This window comes from Pseudomonas sp. P108 (assembly GCF_032613195.1).
Lineage (GTDB): Bacteria > Pseudomonadota > Gammaproteobacteria > Pseudomonadales > Pseudomonadaceae > Aquipseudomonas.
In genome coordinates this window covers 6,148,272-6,165,823 of sequence record NZ_CP126691.1, presented here as the reverse complement: position 1 = coordinate 6,165,823, position 17,552 = coordinate 6,148,272, and the positions used below count along the sequence as shown (strand labels likewise).

18 protein-coding genes and 1 pseudogene are annotated in these 17,552 nt (G+C 58.2%); 12 read left to right on the top strand and 7 right to left on the bottom strand.

The features are described from left to right. Positions 1-96: 96 nt before the first annotated feature. A complete protein-coding gene (metK, locus tag QOM10_RS27305) occupies positions 97-1,287 on the bottom strand; it encodes a methionine adenosyltransferase (RefSeq protein WP_034153622.1) in 1,191 nt (396 codons plus the stop codon). Positions 1,288-1,305: 18 nt separating this feature from the next. After that, the gene (locus QOM10_RS27300; RefSeq protein ID WP_160042167.1) at positions 1,306-2,301 is read right to left on the bottom strand and encodes an ArsR/SmtB family transcription factor; all 996 of its coding nucleotides are present in this window, start codon (positions 2,299-2,301) and stop codon (positions 1,306-1,308) included. Between the two features lie 258 nt (positions 2,302-2,559). Here QOM10_RS27300 and tkt point away from each other — a divergent pair, with 258 nt between their 5' ends. The 8 genes from tkt to QOM10_RS27260 all read left to right on the top strand — a co-directional run bounded on the left by tkt (position 2,560) and on the right by QOM10_RS27260 (position 10,577). Further along, positions 2,560-4,557, top strand: a complete 1,998-nt coding sequence (gene tkt, locus QOM10_RS27295) for a transketolase (protein ID WP_127930078.1) — start codon at positions 2,560-2,562, stop codon at positions 4,555-4,557. Positions 4,558-4,707: 150 nt separating this feature from the next. After that, the gene (epd, locus tag QOM10_RS27290; protein ID WP_127930077.1) at positions 4,708-5,760 is read left to right on the top strand and encodes an erythrose-4-phosphate dehydrogenase; all 1,053 of its coding nucleotides are present in this window, start codon (positions 4,708-4,710) and stop codon (positions 5,758-5,760) included. Between the two features lie 12 nt (positions 5,761-5,772). Next, positions 5,773-6,936, top strand: coding sequence for a phosphoglycerate kinase (locus QOM10_RS27285; protein ID WP_127930076.1), 1,164 nt, complete (start codon positions 5,773-5,775; stop codon positions 6,934-6,936). A gap of 34 nt (positions 6,937-6,970) precedes the next feature. Further along, positions 6,971-7,192 carry a hypothetical protein gene (locus QOM10_RS27280; RefSeq protein ID WP_316917245.1) on the top strand — a complete coding sequence of 74 codons (222 nt, stop codon included), beginning with the start codon at positions 6,971-6,973 and terminating at the stop codon, positions 7,190-7,192. Between the two features lie 57 nt (positions 7,193-7,249). Next, a complete protein-coding gene (locus QOM10_RS27275) occupies positions 7,250-7,582 on the top strand; it encodes an MliC family protein (protein ID WP_016987235.1) in 333 nt (110 codons plus the stop codon). Between the two features lie 252 nt (positions 7,583-7,834). Then, positions 7,835-8,899 (top strand): class II fructose-bisphosphate aldolase, encoded by a 1,065-nt coding sequence (gene fba, locus QOM10_RS27270; protein ID WP_008081027.1) that lies wholly within the window; start codon positions 7,835-7,837, stop codon positions 8,897-8,899. Between the two features lie 120 nt (positions 8,900-9,019). Then, positions 9,020-9,310: a helix-turn-helix transcriptional regulator gene (locus tag QOM10_RS27265; RefSeq protein WP_249122201.1), complete on the top strand. Its 291-nt coding sequence runs from the start codon at positions 9,020-9,022 to the stop codon at positions 9,308-9,310. Then, the gene (locus QOM10_RS27260) at positions 9,303-10,577 is read left to right on the top strand and encodes a type II toxin-antitoxin system HipA family toxin (RefSeq protein ID WP_316917244.1); all 1,275 of its coding nucleotides are present in this window, start codon (positions 9,303-9,305) and stop codon (positions 10,575-10,577) included. The genes QOM10_RS27265 and QOM10_RS27260 overlap by 8 nt, the downstream gene beginning before the upstream one ends. A gap of 7 nt (positions 10,578-10,584) precedes the next feature. Here QOM10_RS27260 and QOM10_RS27255 read toward each other — a convergent pair. The 4 genes and pseudogenes from QOM10_RS27255 to QOM10_RS27240 form a co-directional block, all read right to left on the bottom strand. Next, positions 10,585-10,800, bottom strand: a pseudogene (locus QOM10_RS27255) (HipA N-terminal domain-containing protein); the annotation flags it as partial. Further along, positions 10,797-11,048, bottom strand: coding sequence for a helix-turn-helix domain-containing protein (locus QOM10_RS27250; RefSeq protein WP_316917243.1), 252 nt, complete (start codon positions 11,046-11,048; stop codon positions 10,797-10,799). The gene QOM10_RS27250 and the pseudogene QOM10_RS27255, both read right to left, overlap by 4 nt. Before the next feature lie 102 nt (positions 11,049-11,150). Then, positions 11,151-11,513 carry a DUF6124 family protein gene (locus tag QOM10_RS27245; protein WP_034153614.1) on the bottom strand — a complete coding sequence of 121 codons (363 nt, stop codon included), beginning with the start codon at positions 11,511-11,513 and terminating at the stop codon, positions 11,151-11,153. Positions 11,514-11,961: 448 nt separating this feature from the next. Then, a complete protein-coding gene (locus tag QOM10_RS27240) occupies positions 11,962-12,630 on the bottom strand; it encodes a polysaccharide lyase family 7 protein (RefSeq protein WP_194935214.1) in 669 nt (222 codons plus the stop codon). Between the two features lie 321 nt (positions 12,631-12,951). On the opposite strand from QOM10_RS27240, the gene QOM10_RS27235 reads away from it, so the two are divergent. From QOM10_RS27235 to QOM10_RS27225, 3 genes are read left to right on the top strand one after another with little or no spacing between them, the layout of a single operon-like run. Beyond that, positions 12,952-15,075, top strand: a complete 2,124-nt coding sequence (locus tag QOM10_RS27235; protein ID WP_127930072.1) for a putative bifunctional diguanylate cyclase/phosphodiesterase — start codon at positions 12,952-12,954, stop codon at positions 15,073-15,075. 44 nt (positions 15,076-15,119) lie between these two features. After that, positions 15,120-15,614: a M48 family metallopeptidase gene (locus QOM10_RS27230; RefSeq protein WP_095121442.1), complete on the top strand. Its 495-nt coding sequence runs from the start codon at positions 15,120-15,122 to the stop codon at positions 15,612-15,614. 24 nt (positions 15,615-15,638) lie between these two features. Continuing rightward, entirely contained in the window at positions 15,639-15,935 is a 297-nt protein-coding gene (locus QOM10_RS27225; RefSeq protein WP_150749720.1) for a helix-turn-helix domain-containing protein, read from the top strand. A gap of 97 nt (positions 15,936-16,032) precedes the next feature. Here the strand turns inward: QOM10_RS27225 and QOM10_RS27220 are convergent, their stop codons facing one another. Next, positions 16,033-16,485, bottom strand: coding sequence for a GNAT family N-acetyltransferase (locus QOM10_RS27220; RefSeq protein WP_127930071.1), 453 nt, complete (start codon positions 16,483-16,485; stop codon positions 16,033-16,035). A gap of 255 nt (positions 16,486-16,740) precedes the next feature. Here QOM10_RS27220 and QOM10_RS27215 point away from each other — a divergent pair, with 255 nt between their 5' ends. Beyond that, positions 16,741-17,478, top strand: a complete 738-nt coding sequence (locus QOM10_RS27215; protein ID WP_316917242.1) for a substrate-binding periplasmic protein — start codon at positions 16,741-16,743, stop codon at positions 17,476-17,478. Positions 17,479-17,552: the final 74 nt, after the last annotated feature.

Below are 17,552 nucleotides of genomic sequence, written 5' to 3'. Positions count from 1 at the left end.
CGCGAGCAGGCTCGCTCCCACAGGGAGGTATTTCAGGCATGAAAAAGCCCCGCACGGCGCGAACCGTGCGGGGCTTTTTGTGCAGCCGGGAAAGGCTTACAGACCAGCAGCAGAACGCAGAGCGTCGGCGCGGTCGGTTTTTTCCCAGGTGAACGTGGTGAAGGTGTCTTCGCCAACGGTCTTGGTCTCTGGTGCGCGACCGAAGTGGCCGTACGCTGCAGTTTCCTGGTACATCGGGTGCAGCAGATCGAGCATGGTGGTGATCGCGTATGGACGCAGGTCGAACACTTCACGCACCAGTTTGATGATCTTGTCATCGCTGATCTTGCCGGTGCCGAAGGTGTTCAGCGAGATCGAGGTAGGCTGAGCCACACCGATCGCGTAGGAAACCTGAATCTCGCAACGCTCGGCCAGGCCGGCAGCGACGATGTTCTTGGCAACGTAACGGCCAGCGTAGGCAGCCGAACGGTCAACCTTCGATGGATCTTTACCGGAGAACGCGCCGCCGCCGTGACGGGCCATGCCGCCGTAGCTGTCGACGATGATCTTGCGACCGGTCAGACCGCAGTCACCTACCGGGCCGCCAATGATGAACTGGCCGGTCGGGTTGATGTGGAACTGGGTGTCTTTGCTCAGCAGTTCGGCAGGCAGTACGTGCTTGACGATCAGCTCCATCACGCCTTCGCGCAGGTCTTTGTACGACACTTCCGGGTTGTGCTGGGTCGACAGAACAACCGCGTCGATACCGACAACCTTGCCGCCTTCGTAACGGCACGTCACTTGCGACTTGGCGTCTGGACGCAGCCAAGGCAGCAGACCCGATTTACGGGCTTCGGCCTGGCGCTGCACCAGCTGGTGCGAGAAGGTGATCGGGGCTGGCATCAAAACGTCGGTTTCGTTGCTGGCGTAGCCGAACATCAGGCCCTGGTCGCCGGCGCCCTGATCTTCAGGCTTGGCACGGTCAACACCCTGGTTGATGTCTGGGGACTGCTTGCCGATGATGTTCATCACGCCGCAAGTCGCGCCGTCGAAGCCGACTTCGGAGCTGGTGTAGCCGATGTCGCAAATCACGTCACGAACGATCTGCTCCAGGTCGACCCAGGCGCTGGTGGTCACTTCACCGGCAACGATGGCCACACCGGTCTTGACCAGAGTTTCCACAGCAACGCGTGCGTGTTTGTCCTGGGCAATAATGGCGTCCAGCACCGCATCGGAAATCTGGTCGGCGATTTTGTCCGGATGTCCTTCGGACACGGACTCGGAGGTGAAGAGGGAGTATTCGCTCATCTCGATGTTTTCCTGAATTTACCGATGGTGAGTGTCGCCAGCCGGTCGCTGAAAATGGCGGACCTGGATCTGGAAACCATTACGTAAGCCTACATAGAGGCTTTCCCCGGGAACGAGTCCCGCAGCGGTGGCCCAACGGGCCAAATCGTCCTGTTCAAACCCCAACCACAGATCACCGCAGGCCTCCCTGGCCCAACTCTGGTTGTGGCTACATAACTCTGTCACGAGCAGGCTACCGCCCGGTTGCAGCAGGTCGGCCATGTGCCTGAGCGCATCGGCCGGCGCGGCGAAATGGTGCAACACCATGTTCAACACTACGCAATCGGCCTGAAGGCTTGTGCCATTCAATGCATCGGCCAATTGCAGGCTGACGTTAGCCAGCTGTTCACGTTCACACACCTGACGCGCCAGTTCGAGCATCGCCGGGCTGTTGTCCAGCGCGGTTACGGTGCCGAAGCGGCGGGCCAGTTCCGGCAGAAAAGCACCATCGCCGGGGCCGACTTCAATGGCCGTGGCTGCACCATTGAAGTTCAGTTTGTCGAGCAGGGCCAGCACGCTGTCACGGTATTGCGGCAGGCCTGCGATCAAGTCTTGCTGGGCACGGAATTTCTCCGCCACCCGGGCGAAAAAGTCCTGACTGGCTGCGGCACGCTGGCCGTGAACCTGCTCGATGCGCGCTTGCACGTCGTCAGGCAGATCCAGATTGTCGACTTCTTCTAACAATGCAGCGTGCAACTTGCCGCCGAGCAGTTCGGTGTGGGGCAGGGCGCGGCGATAGAAAATCGCGTTGCCTTCGCGGCGTGTCGCCACCAGGTCGGCTTGTGCCAGTACCTTGAGGTGATGACTCATGCCGGACTGGCCGATGCCGAAGATCTGCGCCAACTCCAGAACACCGAACGAATCGTTGGCCAATGCGCGCAGTACATTCAGCCGCAACGGATCGCCGCCGGCCTTGCACAGGGCCGCCAGCTCGTCGCAATCGTCATGGCGAATGGAAGGCACGCGTAAATTCATAGGGCCGCAGTCTAGAGACGGGGGGAATTCATCGCAAGGCCAATATCAAAAAGTTTTGATATTGCTCGATAAATGGCACTTCTCACCAAGCGGTTAACTCTACAAACGAGTAGCGGAAAGGTTTCACCAACAGAAAGCGCCGCTATCCATTGGAAAAACGCCCCCCGATGACTATCTGTCATTGCCCCGAGGCGCTCCGGTGAGGGAAAATGCCCTCCTTTTTTCCGTTTCGACTTACCAGAACCCAGGAGATCAGCGATGCCTAGCCGTCGTGAGCGTGCCAACGCCATTCGTGCCCTCAGCATGGATGCCGTGCAAAAAGCCAACAGCGGCCATCCCGGTGCCCCAATGGGTATGGCAGATATTGCCGAAGTGCTTTGGCGCGACTACCTCAAGCACAACCCGAGCAATCCATCGTTCGCCGACCGTGACCGCTTCGTGCTGTCCAACGGCCATGGCTCGATGTTGATCTACTCGCTGCTGCACCTGACCGGTTACGACCTGTCGATCGAAGACCTCAAGCAGTTCCGTCAACTGCACAGCCGCACCCCGGGCCACCCGGAATTCGGTTACACCCCGGGCGTTGAAACCACCACCGGCCCGTTGGGTCAGGGCCTGGCCAACGCTGTAGGCTTCGCTCTGGCTGAAAAGGTTCTGGGCGCGCAGTTCAACCGTCCTGGCCACGACATCGTCGACCACCACACCTACGTATTCCTGGGTGATGGCTGCATGATGGAAGGCATTTCCCACGAAGTCGCTTCCCTGGCCGGTACGCTGGGTCTGGGCAAGCTGATCGCGTTCTACGATGACAACGGCATCTCCATCGACGGCGAAGTCGAAGGCTGGTTCACCGATGACACCCCGAAGCGTTTCGAAGCCTACAACTGGCAAGTGATCCGCAACGTTGACGGTCACGACCCGGAAGAGATCAAGACCGCCATCGAAACCGCGCGCAAGAGCCCGCTGCCGACCCTGATCTGCTGCAAGACCACCATCGGTTTCGGTTCGCCGAACAAGCAGGGCAAAGAAGACTGCCACGGCGCTCCACTGGGTGACGCAGAAATCGCCCTGACCCGTCAGGCGCTGAACTGGAGCCACGGTCCGTTCGAAATCCCGGCCGACATCTATGCCGAGTGGGATGCCAAGGAAAAAGGTCGCGCAACCGAAGCCGAGTGGGATCAGCGTTTCGCTGCCTACTCCGCTGCGTTCCCGACCGAAGCCAACGAACTGGTGCGTCGCCTGAGCGGTGAGCTGCCAGCTGACTTCTCGGAAAAAGCTTCTGCTTACATCGCTGAAGTTGCGGCCAAAGGCGAAACCATCGCCAGCCGTAAAGCCAGCCAGAACACCCTGAACGCGTTCGGCCCATTGCTGCCGGAACTGCTCGGCGGTTCGGCTGACCTGGCCGGTTCCAACCTGACCCTGTGGAAAGGTTGCAAGGGCGTCAGCGCTGAAGATGCCAGCGGCAACTACATGTACTACGGCGTGCGCGAATTCGGCATGACCGCAATCATGAACGGCGTCACCCTGCACGGCGGCCTGGTGCCTTACGGCGCGACCTTCCTGATGTTCATGGAATACGCGCGCAACGCCGTGCGCATGTCCGCGCTGATGAAGAAGCAGGTCATCCACGTCTACACCCACGACTCCATCGGTCTGGGCGAAGACGGCCCGACGCACCAGCCGATCGAGCAGCTGACGAGCCTGCGTACCACACCGAACCTCGACACCTGGCGTCCAGCCGATGCCGTTGAATCGGCCGTGGCCTGGAAAAACGCTCTGGAGCGCAAGGACGGCCCATCGGCGCTGATCTTCTCGCGTCAGAACCTGCAGCACCAAGAGCGCGATGCCGGCCAGATTGCCGACATCAGCCGTGGCGGTTATGTACTGAAGGACTGCGCAGGCGAGCCTGAGCTGATCCTGATTTCGACCGGTTCGGAAGTCGGTCTGGCTGTTCAGGCTTTCGACAAGCTGACCGAACAAGGTCGCAAGGTGCGTGTGGTTTCCATGCCGTGCACCAGCGTGTTCGATGCTCAGGACGCCGGCTACAAACAAGCCGTGCTGCCGCTGCAGGTCAGCGCACGTATCGCCATCGAAGCGGCTCACGCCGATTTCTGGTTCAAGTACGTGGGTCTGGAAGGTCGCGTGATCGGCATGACCACTTACGGCGAATCGGCTCCGGCTTCGGCACTGTTCGAAGAGTTCGGCTTCACCCTGGAAAACATCCTGGGTCAGGCTGAAGAGCTGCTGGAAGACTGATCCAGAAAAGATGTCGTCTGAGCTGACGCCTTCGCGAGCAGGCTCGCTCCCACAGGGAAATGCATTCCAATGTGGGAGCGAGCCTGCTCGCGAAAGTGTTGGTTCAGGCAACATCGCACTGCCTGATTCACCACGGTAATCGAGAACCCCATGCCTCAACCGCGTCCCTTCAAAGTTGCACTCAACGGCTACGGCCGGATTGGTCGTTGCGTCTTGCGTGCGTTGTTTGAGCGAGGCGAGAAAGCCGGGTTTGAAATTGTCGCGATCAACGATCTGGCGGACATGGCCAGTATTGAATACCTGACACGCTTCGACTCCACCCACGGCCGTTTTCCCGGCGAGGTGCGAGTAGAAGGCGACTGTCTGCATATTAATGGCGATTGCGTGAAGGTTCTGCGCAGTGCCACTCCCGAAGGCATCGATTGGGCGTCACTCGGCGTCGATCTGGTGCTCGAATGCTCCGGTGCCTATAACACCCGTGCCGACGGCCAGCGCTTTCTCGACGCCGGCGCGCCACGCGTGTTGTTCTCGCAGCCAATGGCCAGCGACGCGGATGTCGACGCCACCATCGTTTACGGCGTCAATCAGGATTGCCTGACCGGTGACGAACTGCTGGTGTCCAACGCCTCCTGCACCACCAACTGCGGCGTGCCGCTGTTGCGCTTGCTCGACAAGGCCATCGGCCTCGATTACGTGTCGATCACCACGATTCACTCGGCGATGAACGATCAGCCAGTGATCGACGCTTATCACCACGAAGACCTGCGCCGCACCCGTTCGGCGTTCCAGTCGGTGATCCCGGTGTCCACTGGTCTGGCGCGGGGTATCGAGCGCCTGCTGCCGGAACTTGCCGGGCGAATTCAGGCCAAAGCCGTACGCGTGCCGACGGTCAACGTGTCCTGCCTCGACATCACGATGCAGACCGCCACGGCGACCGACGCCAATGAGGTCAACCGGATCCTGCGCGAAGCCGCTACCAGCGGACCGCTCAAAGGCTTGCTGGCTTACACCGAGTTGCCGCACGCCAGCTGTGATTTCAACCATGACCCACATTCGGCCATCGTCGATGCCAGTCAGACCCGTGTTTCCGGCCCCAAGCTGGTGAACATCCTGGCCTGGTTCGACAACGAGTGGGGTTTTGCCAACCGAATGCTGGACGTTGCAGAACACTATCTGCAAACAGCAACTTCAAAAAAACCGTAGGAAGTGCGACCCATGACCGTGTTGAAGATGTCCGACCTCGATCTGCAAGGTAAGCGCGTATTGATCCGCGAAGACCTCAACGTCCCAGTCAAGGACGGTGTTGTCACCAGCGATGCGCGTATCCTGGCTTCGCTGCCGACCATCAAGCTGGCCCTGGAAAAAGGCGCGGCCGTGATGGTCTGCTCGCACCTTGGCCGTCCGACCGAAGGCGAGTTCTCCGCCGAGAACAGCCTCAAGCCTGTCGCTGACTATCTGAGCAAGGCCTTGGGCCGCGAAGTGCCGCTGGTGGCTGATTACCTGGGCGGTGTTGACGTCAAGGCCGGCGACATCGTGCTGTTCGAAAACGTGCGCTTCAACAAAGGCGAGAAAAAGAACACTGACGAACTGGCCCAGCAATACGCGGCCCTGTGCGACGTGTTCGTGATGGACGCGTTCGGCACCGCTCACCGCGCCGAAGGGTCGACCCACGGCGTGGCCAAGTTCGCCAAAGTCGCCGCTGCTGGCCCACTGCTGGCCGCTGAACTGGACGCACTGGGCAAAGCCCTTGGCGCACCGGCTCAGCCAATGGCGGCCATCGTTGCCGGCTCCAAGGTCTCGACCAAACTCGACGTGCTGAACAGCCTGAGCCAGATCTGCGATCAACTGATCGTCGGCGGCGGCATCGCCAACACTTTCCTCGCGGCAGCCGGTCACCCGGTTGGCAAGTCGCTGTACGAACCGGACCTGCTAGACACCGCACGCGCCATCGCTGCCAAAGTCAGTGTGCCGCTGCCGGTTGACGTCGTGGTTGCCAAAGAATTCGCCGAAACCGCCGAAGCCACCGTCAAACTGATCGCTGACGTCGCGGCTGACGACATGATTCTGGACATCGGCCCGCAAACCGCAGCCAATTTCGCCGAACTGCTGAAATCGTCGAAAACCATTCTGTGGAACGGTCCGGTCGGCGTGTTCGAGTTCGACCAGTTCGGTAACGGCACCAAAGTGCTGGCCCAGGCCATCGCTGAAAGCTCGGCATTCTCGATTGCTGGCGGTGGCGACACTCTGGCCGCGATCGATAAATATGGCGTGGCTGAGCAAATCTCCTACATTTCCACCGGTGGTGGCGCGTTCCTCGAATTCGTCGAGGGCAAAGTGCTGCCAGCCGTTGAAGTCCTGGAAAGCCGGGCCAAGGCCTGAGGCCGCCCGTTTGGCCAGGCAAAGGAGTGTTTACATGGTCAAGTCGTTAGCGCTGTTGTTGCTGACCGGTACGCTGGCGGCCTGCGGGAGTAACCCGAAGGCCGAGGTCACGCCGGCACCGAGCGAGTCGCAGAAGGGCTGTTATCAGGCCGACTGGCAAGCCGAAACCAACCCGGTGCTGAACAAGCGTTCGGGGCCGGACGGCCTGGACAAATACGAGACGCAAACCCCGGCCAAGGAACATGGTTGTCCTTGACGGGTCTGACTCTTTAACTCAGGGCTGGCGGCGTGTGCCGTCAGTCGAGGAACACGGATGAAAGGCTTGATCGCCATTGCGGCGTTGGCATTGTTGGGCGGTTGCGCGCAGTTGAACCTGTTTCAGTCGTCTGCTCCGGCGGATAACTGGACGACCTGGACCTGCGACAGCCAGGCCAAAGTGCTGTGGCGTTACGCCGACGCCGGCCAGAAGGAAGTCGATGTTCGACTGGGTGGCGGTGATCAGGTCTATCGCTTGAAAGAAGAGCCAGGCGCCTCGGGCACGCTGTACAGCGACGGCATGCTGGCGTTTCACGTCAAGGGAGAGGAAGGCCTGGTGTACTGGGTCGCCACCAATGACCTGATCGGCCGCGGCTGCAAAGCGCAGTAATTGACACACCACAGTTCTAATGTGGGAGCGAGCCTGCTCGCGAAAGCGGTCTGACAGGCACTGCATCAGCGACTGCAAGATTGCTTTCGCGAGCAGGCTCGCTCCCACAGGGGTTCTGTGTAGCTCTCAGGATTTTGCTTTATCGAATCACCAGACCGGGCCTCAACCCCCGATCTGCAATCACTTGAATAGCCGCCGCCGCTCCGGCAGGCTGGCACGATTAACGACCCTCAACCGGGAGAGACACACACAATGGCACTTATCAGCATGCGCCAGATGTTGGACCACGCAGCCGAATTCGGCTACGGCGTTCCAGCCTTCAACGTCAACAACCTTGAGCAGATGCGCGCCATCATGGAAGCCGCTGACAAGACTGACTCCCCGGTGATCGTCCAGGCTTCGGCCGGCGCTCGCAAATACGCCGGCGCGCCTTTCCTGCGTCACCTGATCCTCGCCGCGATCGAAGAATTCCCGCACATCCCGGTGTGCATGCACCAGGACCACGGCACCAGCCCTGACGTCTGCCAGCGCTCGATCCAACTGGGTTTCAGCTCGGTAATGATGGACGGCTCGCTGGGCGAAGACGGCAAGACCCCGACCGACTACGACTACAACGTCCGCGTTACCCAACAAACCGTGGCCATGGCTCACGCCTGCGGCGTTTCGGTAGAAGGCGAGCTGGGCTGCCTGGGTTCGCTGGAAACCGGCATGGCCGGTGAAGAAGACGGCATCGGCGCTGAAGGCGTTCTGGATCACAGCCAAATGCTGACCGACCCGGAAGAAGCCGCTGACTTCGTCAAACGCACCCAGGTCGATGCGCTGGCCATCGCCATCGGCACCAGCCACGGCGCCTACAAGTTCACCAAGCCACCTACCGGCGACGTGCTGGCGATCGACCGCATCAAGGAAATCCACAAGCGCATCCCGAACACCCACCTGGTGATGCACGGTTCGTCCTCGGTGCCACAAGAGTGGCTGGCGATCATCAACCAGTACGGCGGCGACATCAAAGAAACCTACGGCGTACCGGTTGAAGAAATCGTCGAAGGCATCAAGCACGGCGTGCGCAAGGTCAACATCGACACCGACCTGCGCCTGGCGTCCACTGGTGCGATGCGTCGCCTGATGGCCACCAACCCGAGCGAATTCGACCCGCGTAAATTCTTCGGCGCCACCGTGACGGCGATGCGTGATGTATGTATCGCTCGTTATGAAGCGTTCGGCACTGCCGGTAATGCTTCGAAGATCAAACCGATCTCGCTGGAAGCGATGTATCAGCGTTATCTGAAGGGTGAGTTGAACGCCAAGGTTAACTAAGCCTGAGCGTTAAACTGCTTCGATAAGAAACCCGCCGGTGAGGCGGGTTTTTTGTGGGTGAAATTTTTGGTAGCGATACTTGGAAATCAGCACTTGAAATGTCACCTATAGTGAACTTTAATGATTTTTATCAGCTTAAAGTCCCATATAGGTGACATTTTGATCCTGAATAATCCTGCGATTTTCGCCGAACGCATTCGTCAGCTGCGAAAAGCCAAGGGCTACAGTCAGCTAATGCTGGCGCATAAGGCCAAATGCAGTCGCAAGACCATTATCGATCTTGAGGCGGGTGAAAACGTCGCTTTTTATACCGTGTTCCGGGTGATTGCCGCGTTGGGCATGGCGCTTGAAATCGTCGACAACCGAATCGATCTCAAGTCGCTCGCCGATCTGGTAGAGCATGATGAATAAGGTCAAACGACTCAACGTCATGACGCCGCAAGGCTGCTCGGGTGAGCTGTCCAAGGGTTCGCAGTTCTCGTTTACCTACCAGTCGGCGGAAGCGTCCAGGGAAGTCTCATTGGTCATGCCTTATGACCCGACACCCGTGGTGAGCAATGTGTTGCACCCGATCTTCGATATGAATGTGCCGGAAGGTTTTCTGGCCGATCAGATCAAACGTCGGATGGCCAAGCATATGCAGGTCGATGAAATGCGGCTGCTTTCGGTCATTGGCGGCAATCAGATTGGTCGCCTCACCTATGAAAATCCGACTGAGCCACCTAGCGCCGTGCGTGCCCAGGTCGGTTTACAAGACATTCTGTCTGCCGACGCCTCTCAGGGTGTTTTCAACTTTCTGGTTGAAACCTACTTTGAGTCGGGTATTTCCGGAGTGCAGCCCAAGGTACTGGTGCCTGACCTGGACAAGCTCACTGGCGGCCGAAAAACCATCCTCAGTTCCGATCTCATCGTCAAATCAGGAGCCGAGGAGTATGAGCACTTGGCCCAGAACGAGTTTCTGTGTCTGGAGGCGGCGAGGCTGGCAGGATTGGAAACGCCACCGTTCTGGCTTTCCGAGAGCGGTGAGCTGTTTGTCATGGAGCGGTTTGACCTGACGTCGTCCGGCCGGCTCGGTTTCGAAGACATGGCGGTGCTGTTGGGTCTGAACAAAGATCCTCACGACAATTACAAGTATTCGCAGAGCTATGAAACCCTCGCGGCAGCCATCCGCCAGGTATGTCGCCATGCCGAACCGATACGAGAGCTGGAGCGATACTTTTCGTCAGTCTGCCTTTCGGTGATGGTGCGCAATGGCGATGCACATTTGAAGAACTTCGGCGTGATATACACGCAGCCCGCGGCTCCAGAAACCGTGCAGTTAGCCCCGATTTACGATGTTACGACCACCACGGTCTATGAAAACTACAACCCGAAGTCAGGGCGTTCACTGGTTGACCGTACCCTGGCAATCAAAATGAATAAAACCAAAGACTACCCGGATCGCCAGCAACTGATTGAGTTCGGTCGCAAACACTGCGCGGTGGATAGGCCGGCATTGATCATCGACCGGATAGCTGAGGCAATGAGTCAGGCATTGGCTGCTCATCGGTCGCGAGTGGATGCTGAATTGTTTGTGGGGATGCAACGCGAATGGGATGTCGGGCGTACAGTTGCCTTGAATGATTCGGTTGGGTCGGGATTGAAGCGTAAGCCTGTATTGGGAGATAGCAACGTTTAGCTACGCTTTTGCGCTTATTGCTATTCAGGAGCCCGCCGCGAGGCTGAAATACAGGGTGCAACTCACGCCGACGAAACTCGTCATGCCGTACAGGCATCAAGAGGCTGATCGCCATTTGTGGCGATGCATCTTCGTGATAACGGAAAGTGAAATCCTCGGTATTGCTGAACAGTCTCCCGCTATTACCTTCAGGGGTACTGACTTGAAGAGAGGACATTTTCATTCGAATAAATCTCCAAGTTCTTCAAGGGTTGGCATCGTTGCTGGAACCGCCGAGAGTTCGCAGTCCAGCGCAGCTAAAACCCGCGCGTAAGCGATCATGCCGACAGAAAGGGTGCCTTTCTCCACCGCGATGACTTTGTATCGCGTCAGTCCCGCCAGATCGGCAAGCTGAACCTGCGTCAGGCCACGATTTATACGTTTTTCACGTAATTGAATGCCGAGACGGGTGATTAAAAGAGAGTAATCCATGTTGCGCTACCGTCACATTTTGATGTCGATGTTGCGTATGCGGAACATTTAATCCATTTGGCTTAAGAAACCCGCCATGAGGCGGGTTTTTTTGTGGGCGGGTTATTCCTTTAGTTCGACATGATCCAATGCCTGATTTACCGCCAATTCACCGAGCATGACCACTTGCGCAATGCCCAGGGCAGTCTTGCGGTGTGAGGTGTCGAGCATGGCGGCGAAGTTGTTGAGCATTTCGCTGGCTGAACCCAGAGTTTCGCTGGCGTTGGCCAGCAGGGATTCGGTGTTGTACTTCGGATTGGCGAGGTACATGGGCTCGGGTTTGTGCGTGCTGGCCATGATGAAGGCGGACGGTTTGAGGTAATGGTCGAGGGCGCGTTCGGCGGCGTCGTTGAGTTTTTTGGAATCGAGGGATTCGTAGGGGGATGCGGGATCTGTTTCTGGCGGGTGCGGCGTTGATTTGATCATGTTTCGTCTCCGGTAAATGGAGCCGACACCGGATCGCTACTAAACGAAGAGGGTGGCAGCTGAACGCAGGTTAGTAGACCGGGGAGACGCGACCGGCGCACCCGAAGGCGCCCTGCGTACAGCTGCCATCAAGCGCGGGTTATGCCCGACTGAATGGTGCCAATGCGCATCGCGTAACCACGGGCTACTAAACCCGATCACTGGAAATCAGTGACGCGAATCAAGTTACCGATGGCCCGCCAGGCGCACAAGCCGGCGGATTCTGGCGTAGTGGTAGGCAACGGCGCAAGGCCTTGTAGGCATCCGGAAGTAACCGCCGACAGATCTAAACAGCACTGTTTAAAGGTAGGAGCTGCCGAAGGCTGCGATCTTTTGATTTTGTCTTTTCAGAATCAAAAACAGGATCAAAAGATCGCAGCCTTCGGCAGCTCCTACCGTTGGGATTGGGTTATTTGTCGTGATCGATGTCGAGTTTGGAGAAGGTCACTTGGCCACCTTCGCTGGTGTACCCGGTGTTGTCCTGCACATAAACCCCAGCCTTGAAGTACAACGGCTTGTTGCGCCACGTCGCACTGATCTGTGAATCCCACTGATATCCCGCCGCACTCACACCCAATGCACCGCCAGGACTGAGGTGAATGAGGTAGTTGAATTCGCGATCCAGTTTGATCCCGGTCGCCAAGGTGATAACGCGACTCTCATCCTCGTCCGGATGCATGCGCACCTTGATCACCAGGTTGCCGGTTTCAGTTTTGGTCTTGTACTGATATTCGAGTTTGACCATCGGCTTCTGGCTTTCATAAGCGTGAATCTGGCCGATGACGATCTTGCCGGAACTGGGCACCTTATTAACCGTGAGGGTCGCGCGCAGCAGGTTGTCGGCGTCCGGGTAATACCAGTTGCGCAGGGTGCCGTTGCTATAGGTCTCCCGCAGTTCGGTGCGCGGGTAGATGGCGTTTTCGGTTTTTGACCCGGTAACCGGTGACCAGAAGAACAAGGTGCCGGTGTCGGAATGGAAGTATTGATCTTTGAAGCCGTTCACCAGTTTGGAGGTTTCGACGGTGTATGGCGGGCTGCCAACGGGAACGCTGAGGTTCCAGGTTGCGAGATCGATCATGTCGGTTCTTCCACTCAAGTTTCACTGCACGTACGTGCCAGAAGCTCTAGCCCGCACGTTTTGGGGCGGCCTTTATAAGCGTAGAGGGAAAATTTGTTAACGCCCGTTTGGCAGATGATTGACGTCAACATCCTGTCGAAATGCCATCTCTGCCGGTTTCCGGGGGCTTCAGCGGTGACCGTTAGTCGGCAAATTCACGCTTTGGTTAAATGATGGCCTGATGACAGCTTCTGCTTTCTTGGATCCAGTACTAGAGTGAAGGCTCAGTATGTGTGCGGTTTTTACCGGCAACCGACCAAAAGTCCCGACAAGAGAAGCAGCATGGAATGCGCGCAACCCCCGCCAGGTGAAGGCAGCTCTGTCCTTTTGATCGTTGATGATTACCCTGAAAATCTGATCAGCATGCGCGCGTTGCTGCAGCGCCAGGATTGGCATGTCCTCACTGCAGCCTCAGGTTTCGAAGCGCTCAATATTCTGCTCTCCCACGACGTCGACCTGGTGCTGCTGGACGTGCAGATGCCGGGCATGGACGGCTTTGAAGTGGCGCGGCTTATGCGTGGCAGCCAGCGCACGCGCCTGACGCCGATTATCTTTCTGACCGCCAACGAGCAATCCCAGGACGCCGTGATCAAGGGCTATGCCAGTGGTGCGGTGGATTACCTGTTCAAGCCGTTCGACCCACAGATTCTCAAGCCCAAGGTGCAGGCGTTGCTGGAACACCAGCGCAATCGCCGCGCGTTGCAGCGCCTGAGTCATGACCTGGAAGTGGCGCGCGCCTTCAATGCCTCGGTGCTGGATAACGCCGCCGAAGGCATTCTGGTGGTGGGCGAAGACGGTTTGATCCGTTTTGCCAATCCGGCGATTTCGCGGTTATTGAATGCGCCGGTGAAGGAGCTGGAAGGTAAAGAGTTTCTCGATTTTCTACAGAAGCCGCACATCCCGCTGTGGGCCGATTCCGAGTTTTATGCCAGCTACAAGCGTGGCGAGACGTTAAGGCTGCACGACGCCTTGCTGCGCACGGCGCCCGGCCAGCAAGTGCCGGTGGCGCTGTCGTGCGCCGCGCTGCCTTCCGAGCAACACGCGATGGTGGTGACCGTGCTGGACATGTCGGTGGTGCGGCACTTGCACCAGCAGCTCGAATTTCAAGCGGTGACCGATCCACTGACCGGTTTGCTCAACCGTCGCGGCTTTTACCAGACCGTTGAAAACTTGCTGCTGCGTGGCGAACGTAGTGATAGCAGTTGGGTGTTGCTCTATCTGGATCTTGATGGCTTCAAACGGGTCAACGATTCACTCGGTCACGATGCCGGCGATCGTGTACTGCGCTGGGTCTCCGAGCAGTTAAAAGCCTGCCTGCGACCGTTCGATATTCTCGCGCGCATGGGCGGTGATGAATTTACCGCGCTGCTCGATCTGGAATTCCCCGAGCAAGCGGCGAAGATTGCCGAAAAGCTCATTGAGCGGGTGTCGATCTGTCAGCAGATCGAAGGGCTGGACATCGCTCTCGGCGCCAGCATCGGCATCGCCACTTACCCGGACTGCGGCTCCAACCTCGACGGATTGCTGCGCGCATCGGACATCGCCATGTACGAAGCCAAGCGCGCCGGGCGTCAGCAATATCGTTTCTATGATCATGAAATGAACGGTCGGGCGCGTTCGCGGCTGATGCTCGAGGAGAGCGTGCGTGCAGCCATCGAAAACCGCGATTTCAACTTGGTGTATCAGCCGCAAGTGGCCATCGACACTGGCCAGATTCGTGGCTTCGAAGCGTTATTGCGCTGGCAGCACCCGAGCGTGGGCGATGTGCCGCCGGGGCTGTTTCTGCCGTTGCTGGAAGAGGCACGTTTGATCAGTCGCCTCGGCAGCTGGATCTATCATCGTGGCGCCGGCCAGCGCAAAGCCTGGGAAACCCTGTTTGCCGAAGATCTGGTGCTGGGCGTGAGTTTGAGCAACACCCAGTTCAGTCTGCCGAATCTGGTCACCGAGTTGCGGCAAGTCATGGAGCGACATGCCTTGCAGCCCCGGCAGCTGGAGGTCGAGGTCACCGAAGAAGCGCTGATGCAGAATCCCGACGAAACCCGCAAGCAGCTGCGCTTGCTGCGCAATCTCGGTGTGCGCGTGGCGCTGGATGACTTCGGTTCCGGGCCGTGTTCGCTGGCACATCTGCGCGATCTGGAGCTCGATACGCTGAAAATTGATCGCCATCTAATCGCCCGATTGCCGGACTCCCAGCGGGACGCCTCGCTGGTCAGCACGGTCATCAGTCTGTGCAAGCAATACGGTTTGCTGGTGATTGCCGAAGGGGTGGAAACCATCGAGCAATACCAGTGGCTGCAAGCTCACGGCTGTGAATATGTGCAGGGCTTCCTTGTCGCGCGTCCATTGATCGCCGAGGACGCGGTCAGCTTCGCCGAGCCGTTTGACTGGAGCGCGCTGCCCGTTTGAATTCGCTACACTGGCGCACCTTTTTCGAACCGTGTCGCTTGTCCATGACTGTGTTGAAGTACCTCCAGGCCTATCCCGCGCAATTGCAGGACCAGGTACGCCAACTGATCGCCGAAGGGCGGCTGGGTGAATACCTGAATCAACGCTATTCAGGGCGGCACGATGTGCAGAGCGACAAGGCCTTGTACAGCTACGCGCTGGACTTGAAGCAGGAATACCTGCGCAACGCGCCGGCCATCGACAAGGTGCTGTTCGACAACCGCCTCGACCTGACCCACCGCGCCCTCGGTCTGCACACCACTGTGTCGCGGGTGCAGGGCGGCAAGCTCAAGGCCAAGAAAGAGATTCGTATCGCCTCGTTGTTCAAGGACGCCGCGCCGGACTTTCTGAAAATGATCGTCGTGCATGAACTGGCGCACTTCAAGGAATCGGATCACAACAAGGCGTTCTATAAATTGTGCGAGCACATGCTGCCGGGGTATCACCAGGTCGAGTTTGATCTGCGCGTGTACCTGACATGGCGGGATCTGCAGGCTTAACAGTACGCAACCAGGAAGGTGTGGATGGACGTCAGCAAGACCAAAAGCAGTTTCTACCGTCGCTTGTATGTGGCGTACCTGATCGACAGCGGTCTGGCGCCGAGTGTGCCGACGCTGACCGAAGTGACCGGCATGCCCCGGCGCACGGCGCAGGACACGATTGCGGCGTTGGCGGATCTGGATATCGTTTGTGAATTCGAGCAGGAAGAGGGCGCGCGCAACCATGCGGGGCGCTATCGGATTCGTGAGTGGGGGGCGATTGATCGCAGGTGGATCGAGCGTAATTTGCGGCAGATCAAGGCTGTTCTGGAGTATCCCTGAGTCCTGCGGCGCCTGAGCTGACGCCTTCGCGAGCAGGCTCGCTCCCACAGTTGGAATGCGTTTCCCTGTGGGAGCGAGCCTGCTCGCGAAGGGGCACTTAAGGGCGACGCATCCCAATGTGCGGAATGTCATCCTCCAGATACTCCTCACCCGCCACGACAAACCCGTACTTGCCGTAGTACCCCTGCAAATGCGCCTGCGCCGACAGATAGATCGGCACCTGCGGCCAATGCTTCTCGGCCTGTTTCAACGCCTGTTCCATCATTTCGTGCCCCAGCCCTTTGCCGCGGCCCTGGGGTGCAGTAATCACGCGGCCGATCACCACATCACCGCCCTGGGATTCCGGATCCAGCAGGCGCAGATACGCCATCAACTGGTCATCCTCCCACCCCATCAAATGGTAGGTGTCGCCTTCCAGATCCTGGCCGTCGAGGTCCGGATAAGCGCATTTCTGTTCGACGACGAACACGTCTGAGCGCAGCTTCAACAGCGCGTACAGCTGCTCCTTGCCCAGATCACTGTGATGTTTGCAGACCCACTCGATTGTCATGTGCCGATTCCTTGAACGTGTCACCGGATACTAAGCGCCTGCGGCAAAGATGTCTTTATGGCGTAAGAGTCTGTGACAAAGGTCAAAATGCCATCATTCCTTTCTCGCAGCCTCGGCGACTTTGTGTAATCTGCTGGAGAGCGCTGTGCACTGGCTGCAATGAGCTAATGTTAGGGCCTGGGTTTTGCCGGTAAGGGGCCTTGGGGTTTTGGCTGAAAACATGCCGGGCAACCTGCCCGCTAAGGATTTTCAAGCATGCCGCGTTTGCATCGAGCCTTTGCTTTGATCGGATTGCTCTTGCTGGCTCAGACCGCTGCAGCGGAGAAGCTGCGGCTGGTGTTTGATATCTGGCCACCCTTTACCGACGACACGCTGGTCAACGGCGGACTGGCCACCGATATCGTCACGACTGCCCTGGCCCGGGCCGGTTATGCCAGCGGCTACGAGCAGGTGCCTTGGGCGCGGGCGCTGCTTGGCGTTGGCGAGGGCCGCTACGATGTGTTGGTCAACGCTTGGTACAACGATGAGCGGACCAAGCTGGGCGAGTTTTCCGGGGAATACCTGCTCAACCGCATCCGCTTTCTCAAGCGCAAAGACACGCCACTCGAGTATTCCAATCTGCAACAACTGCACACCTATCCGATTGCGGTGGTGCGCGGTTACGCCTATTCGGCGCCGTTCGATGCCGACACGGCGTTGCAGAAAGTCCCTGTGCATAACTTCGCCATGGCCGTGCGCATGCTCGCGGCGGATCGGGTCAAGCTGACGCTGGAGGATGAGTATGTGGCGAAGTATTACCTGGCGCGGGAATCCGCCAAGGTGCGCAATTCAGTGGAGTTTTTGCCCAAGCCGTTGAGTGAGAACAGCCTGCACATTCTGGTGAGCCTGAAGAATCCGCAGCATGAGCAGATTGTCGCGGGGTTTGATAAGGCGATTGCGGCGATGAAGGCGGATGGGAGTTATGACAAGTTGTTGAGGCAGCATGGGATGTGAGTTTCTGATCCCAGAGTTGTGTTGTTGCTGATGGCCTCTTCGCGAGCAAGCTCGCTCCCACATTTTTTCTGTGT

Excerpts from the sequence above, each read along its gene's own strand:
- QOM10_RS27275 (WP_016987235.1), top strand. The coding sequence starts at position 7,250 with ATGAAAGGCTTGATCGCCATTGCGGCGTTGGCATTGTTGGGCGGTTGC.
- QOM10_RS27225 (WP_150749720.1), top strand. The coding sequence starts at position 15,639 with ATGGACGTCAGCAAGACCAAAAGCAGTTTCTACCGTCGCTTGTATGTG.
- epd (WP_127930077.1), top strand. The coding sequence starts at position 4,708 with ATGCCTCAACCGCGTCCCTTCAAAGTTGCACTCAACGGCTACGGCCGG.
- metK (WP_034153622.1), bottom strand. The coding sequence starts at position 1,287 with ATGAGCGAATACTCCCTCTTCACCTCCGAGTCCGTGTCCGAAGGACAT.
- QOM10_RS27265 (WP_249122201.1), top strand. The coding sequence starts at position 9,020 with ATGATTTTTATCAGCTTAAAGTCCCATATAGGTGACATTTTGATCCTG.
- QOM10_RS27250 (WP_316917243.1), bottom strand. The coding sequence starts at position 11,048 with ATGGATTACTCTCTTTTAATCACCCGTCTCGGCATTCAATTACGTGAA.
- QOM10_RS27300 (WP_160042167.1), bottom strand. The coding sequence starts at position 2,301 with ATGAATTTACGCGTGCCTTCCATTCGCCATGACGATTGCGACGAGCTG.
- QOM10_RS27220 (WP_127930071.1), bottom strand. The coding sequence starts at position 16,485 with ATGACAATCGAGTGGGTCTGCAAACATCACAGTGATCTGGGCAAGGAG.
- QOM10_RS27260 (WP_316917244.1), top strand. The coding sequence starts at position 9,303 with ATGAATAAGGTCAAACGACTCAACGTCATGACGCCGCAAGGCTGCTCG.
- QOM10_RS27235 (WP_127930072.1), top strand. The coding sequence starts at position 12,952 with ATGGAATGCGCGCAACCCCCGCCAGGTGAAGGCAGCTCTGTCCTTTTG.
- QOM10_RS27240 (WP_194935214.1), bottom strand. The coding sequence starts at position 12,630 with ATGATCGATCTCGCAACCTGGAACCTCAGCGTTCCCGTTGGCAGCCCG.
- QOM10_RS27215 (WP_316917242.1), top strand. The coding sequence starts at position 16,741 with ATGCCGCGTTTGCATCGAGCCTTTGCTTTGATCGGATTGCTCTTGCTG.
- QOM10_RS27280 (WP_316917245.1), top strand. The coding sequence starts at position 6,971 with ATGGTCAAGTCGTTAGCGCTGTTGTTGCTGACCGGTACGCTGGCGGCC.
- QOM10_RS27230 (WP_095121442.1), top strand. The coding sequence starts at position 15,120 with ATGACTGTGTTGAAGTACCTCCAGGCCTATCCCGCGCAATTGCAGGAC.
- QOM10_RS27245 (WP_034153614.1), bottom strand. The coding sequence starts at position 11,513 with ATGATCAAATCAACGCCGCACCCGCCAGAAACAGATCCCGCATCCCCC.
- QOM10_RS27285 (WP_127930076.1), top strand. The coding sequence starts at position 5,773 with ATGACCGTGTTGAAGATGTCCGACCTCGATCTGCAAGGTAAGCGCGTA.
- tkt (WP_127930078.1), top strand. The coding sequence starts at position 2,560 with ATGCCTAGCCGTCGTGAGCGTGCCAACGCCATTCGTGCCCTCAGCATG.
- fba (WP_008081027.1), top strand. The coding sequence starts at position 7,835 with ATGGCACTTATCAGCATGCGCCAGATGTTGGACCACGCAGCCGAATTC.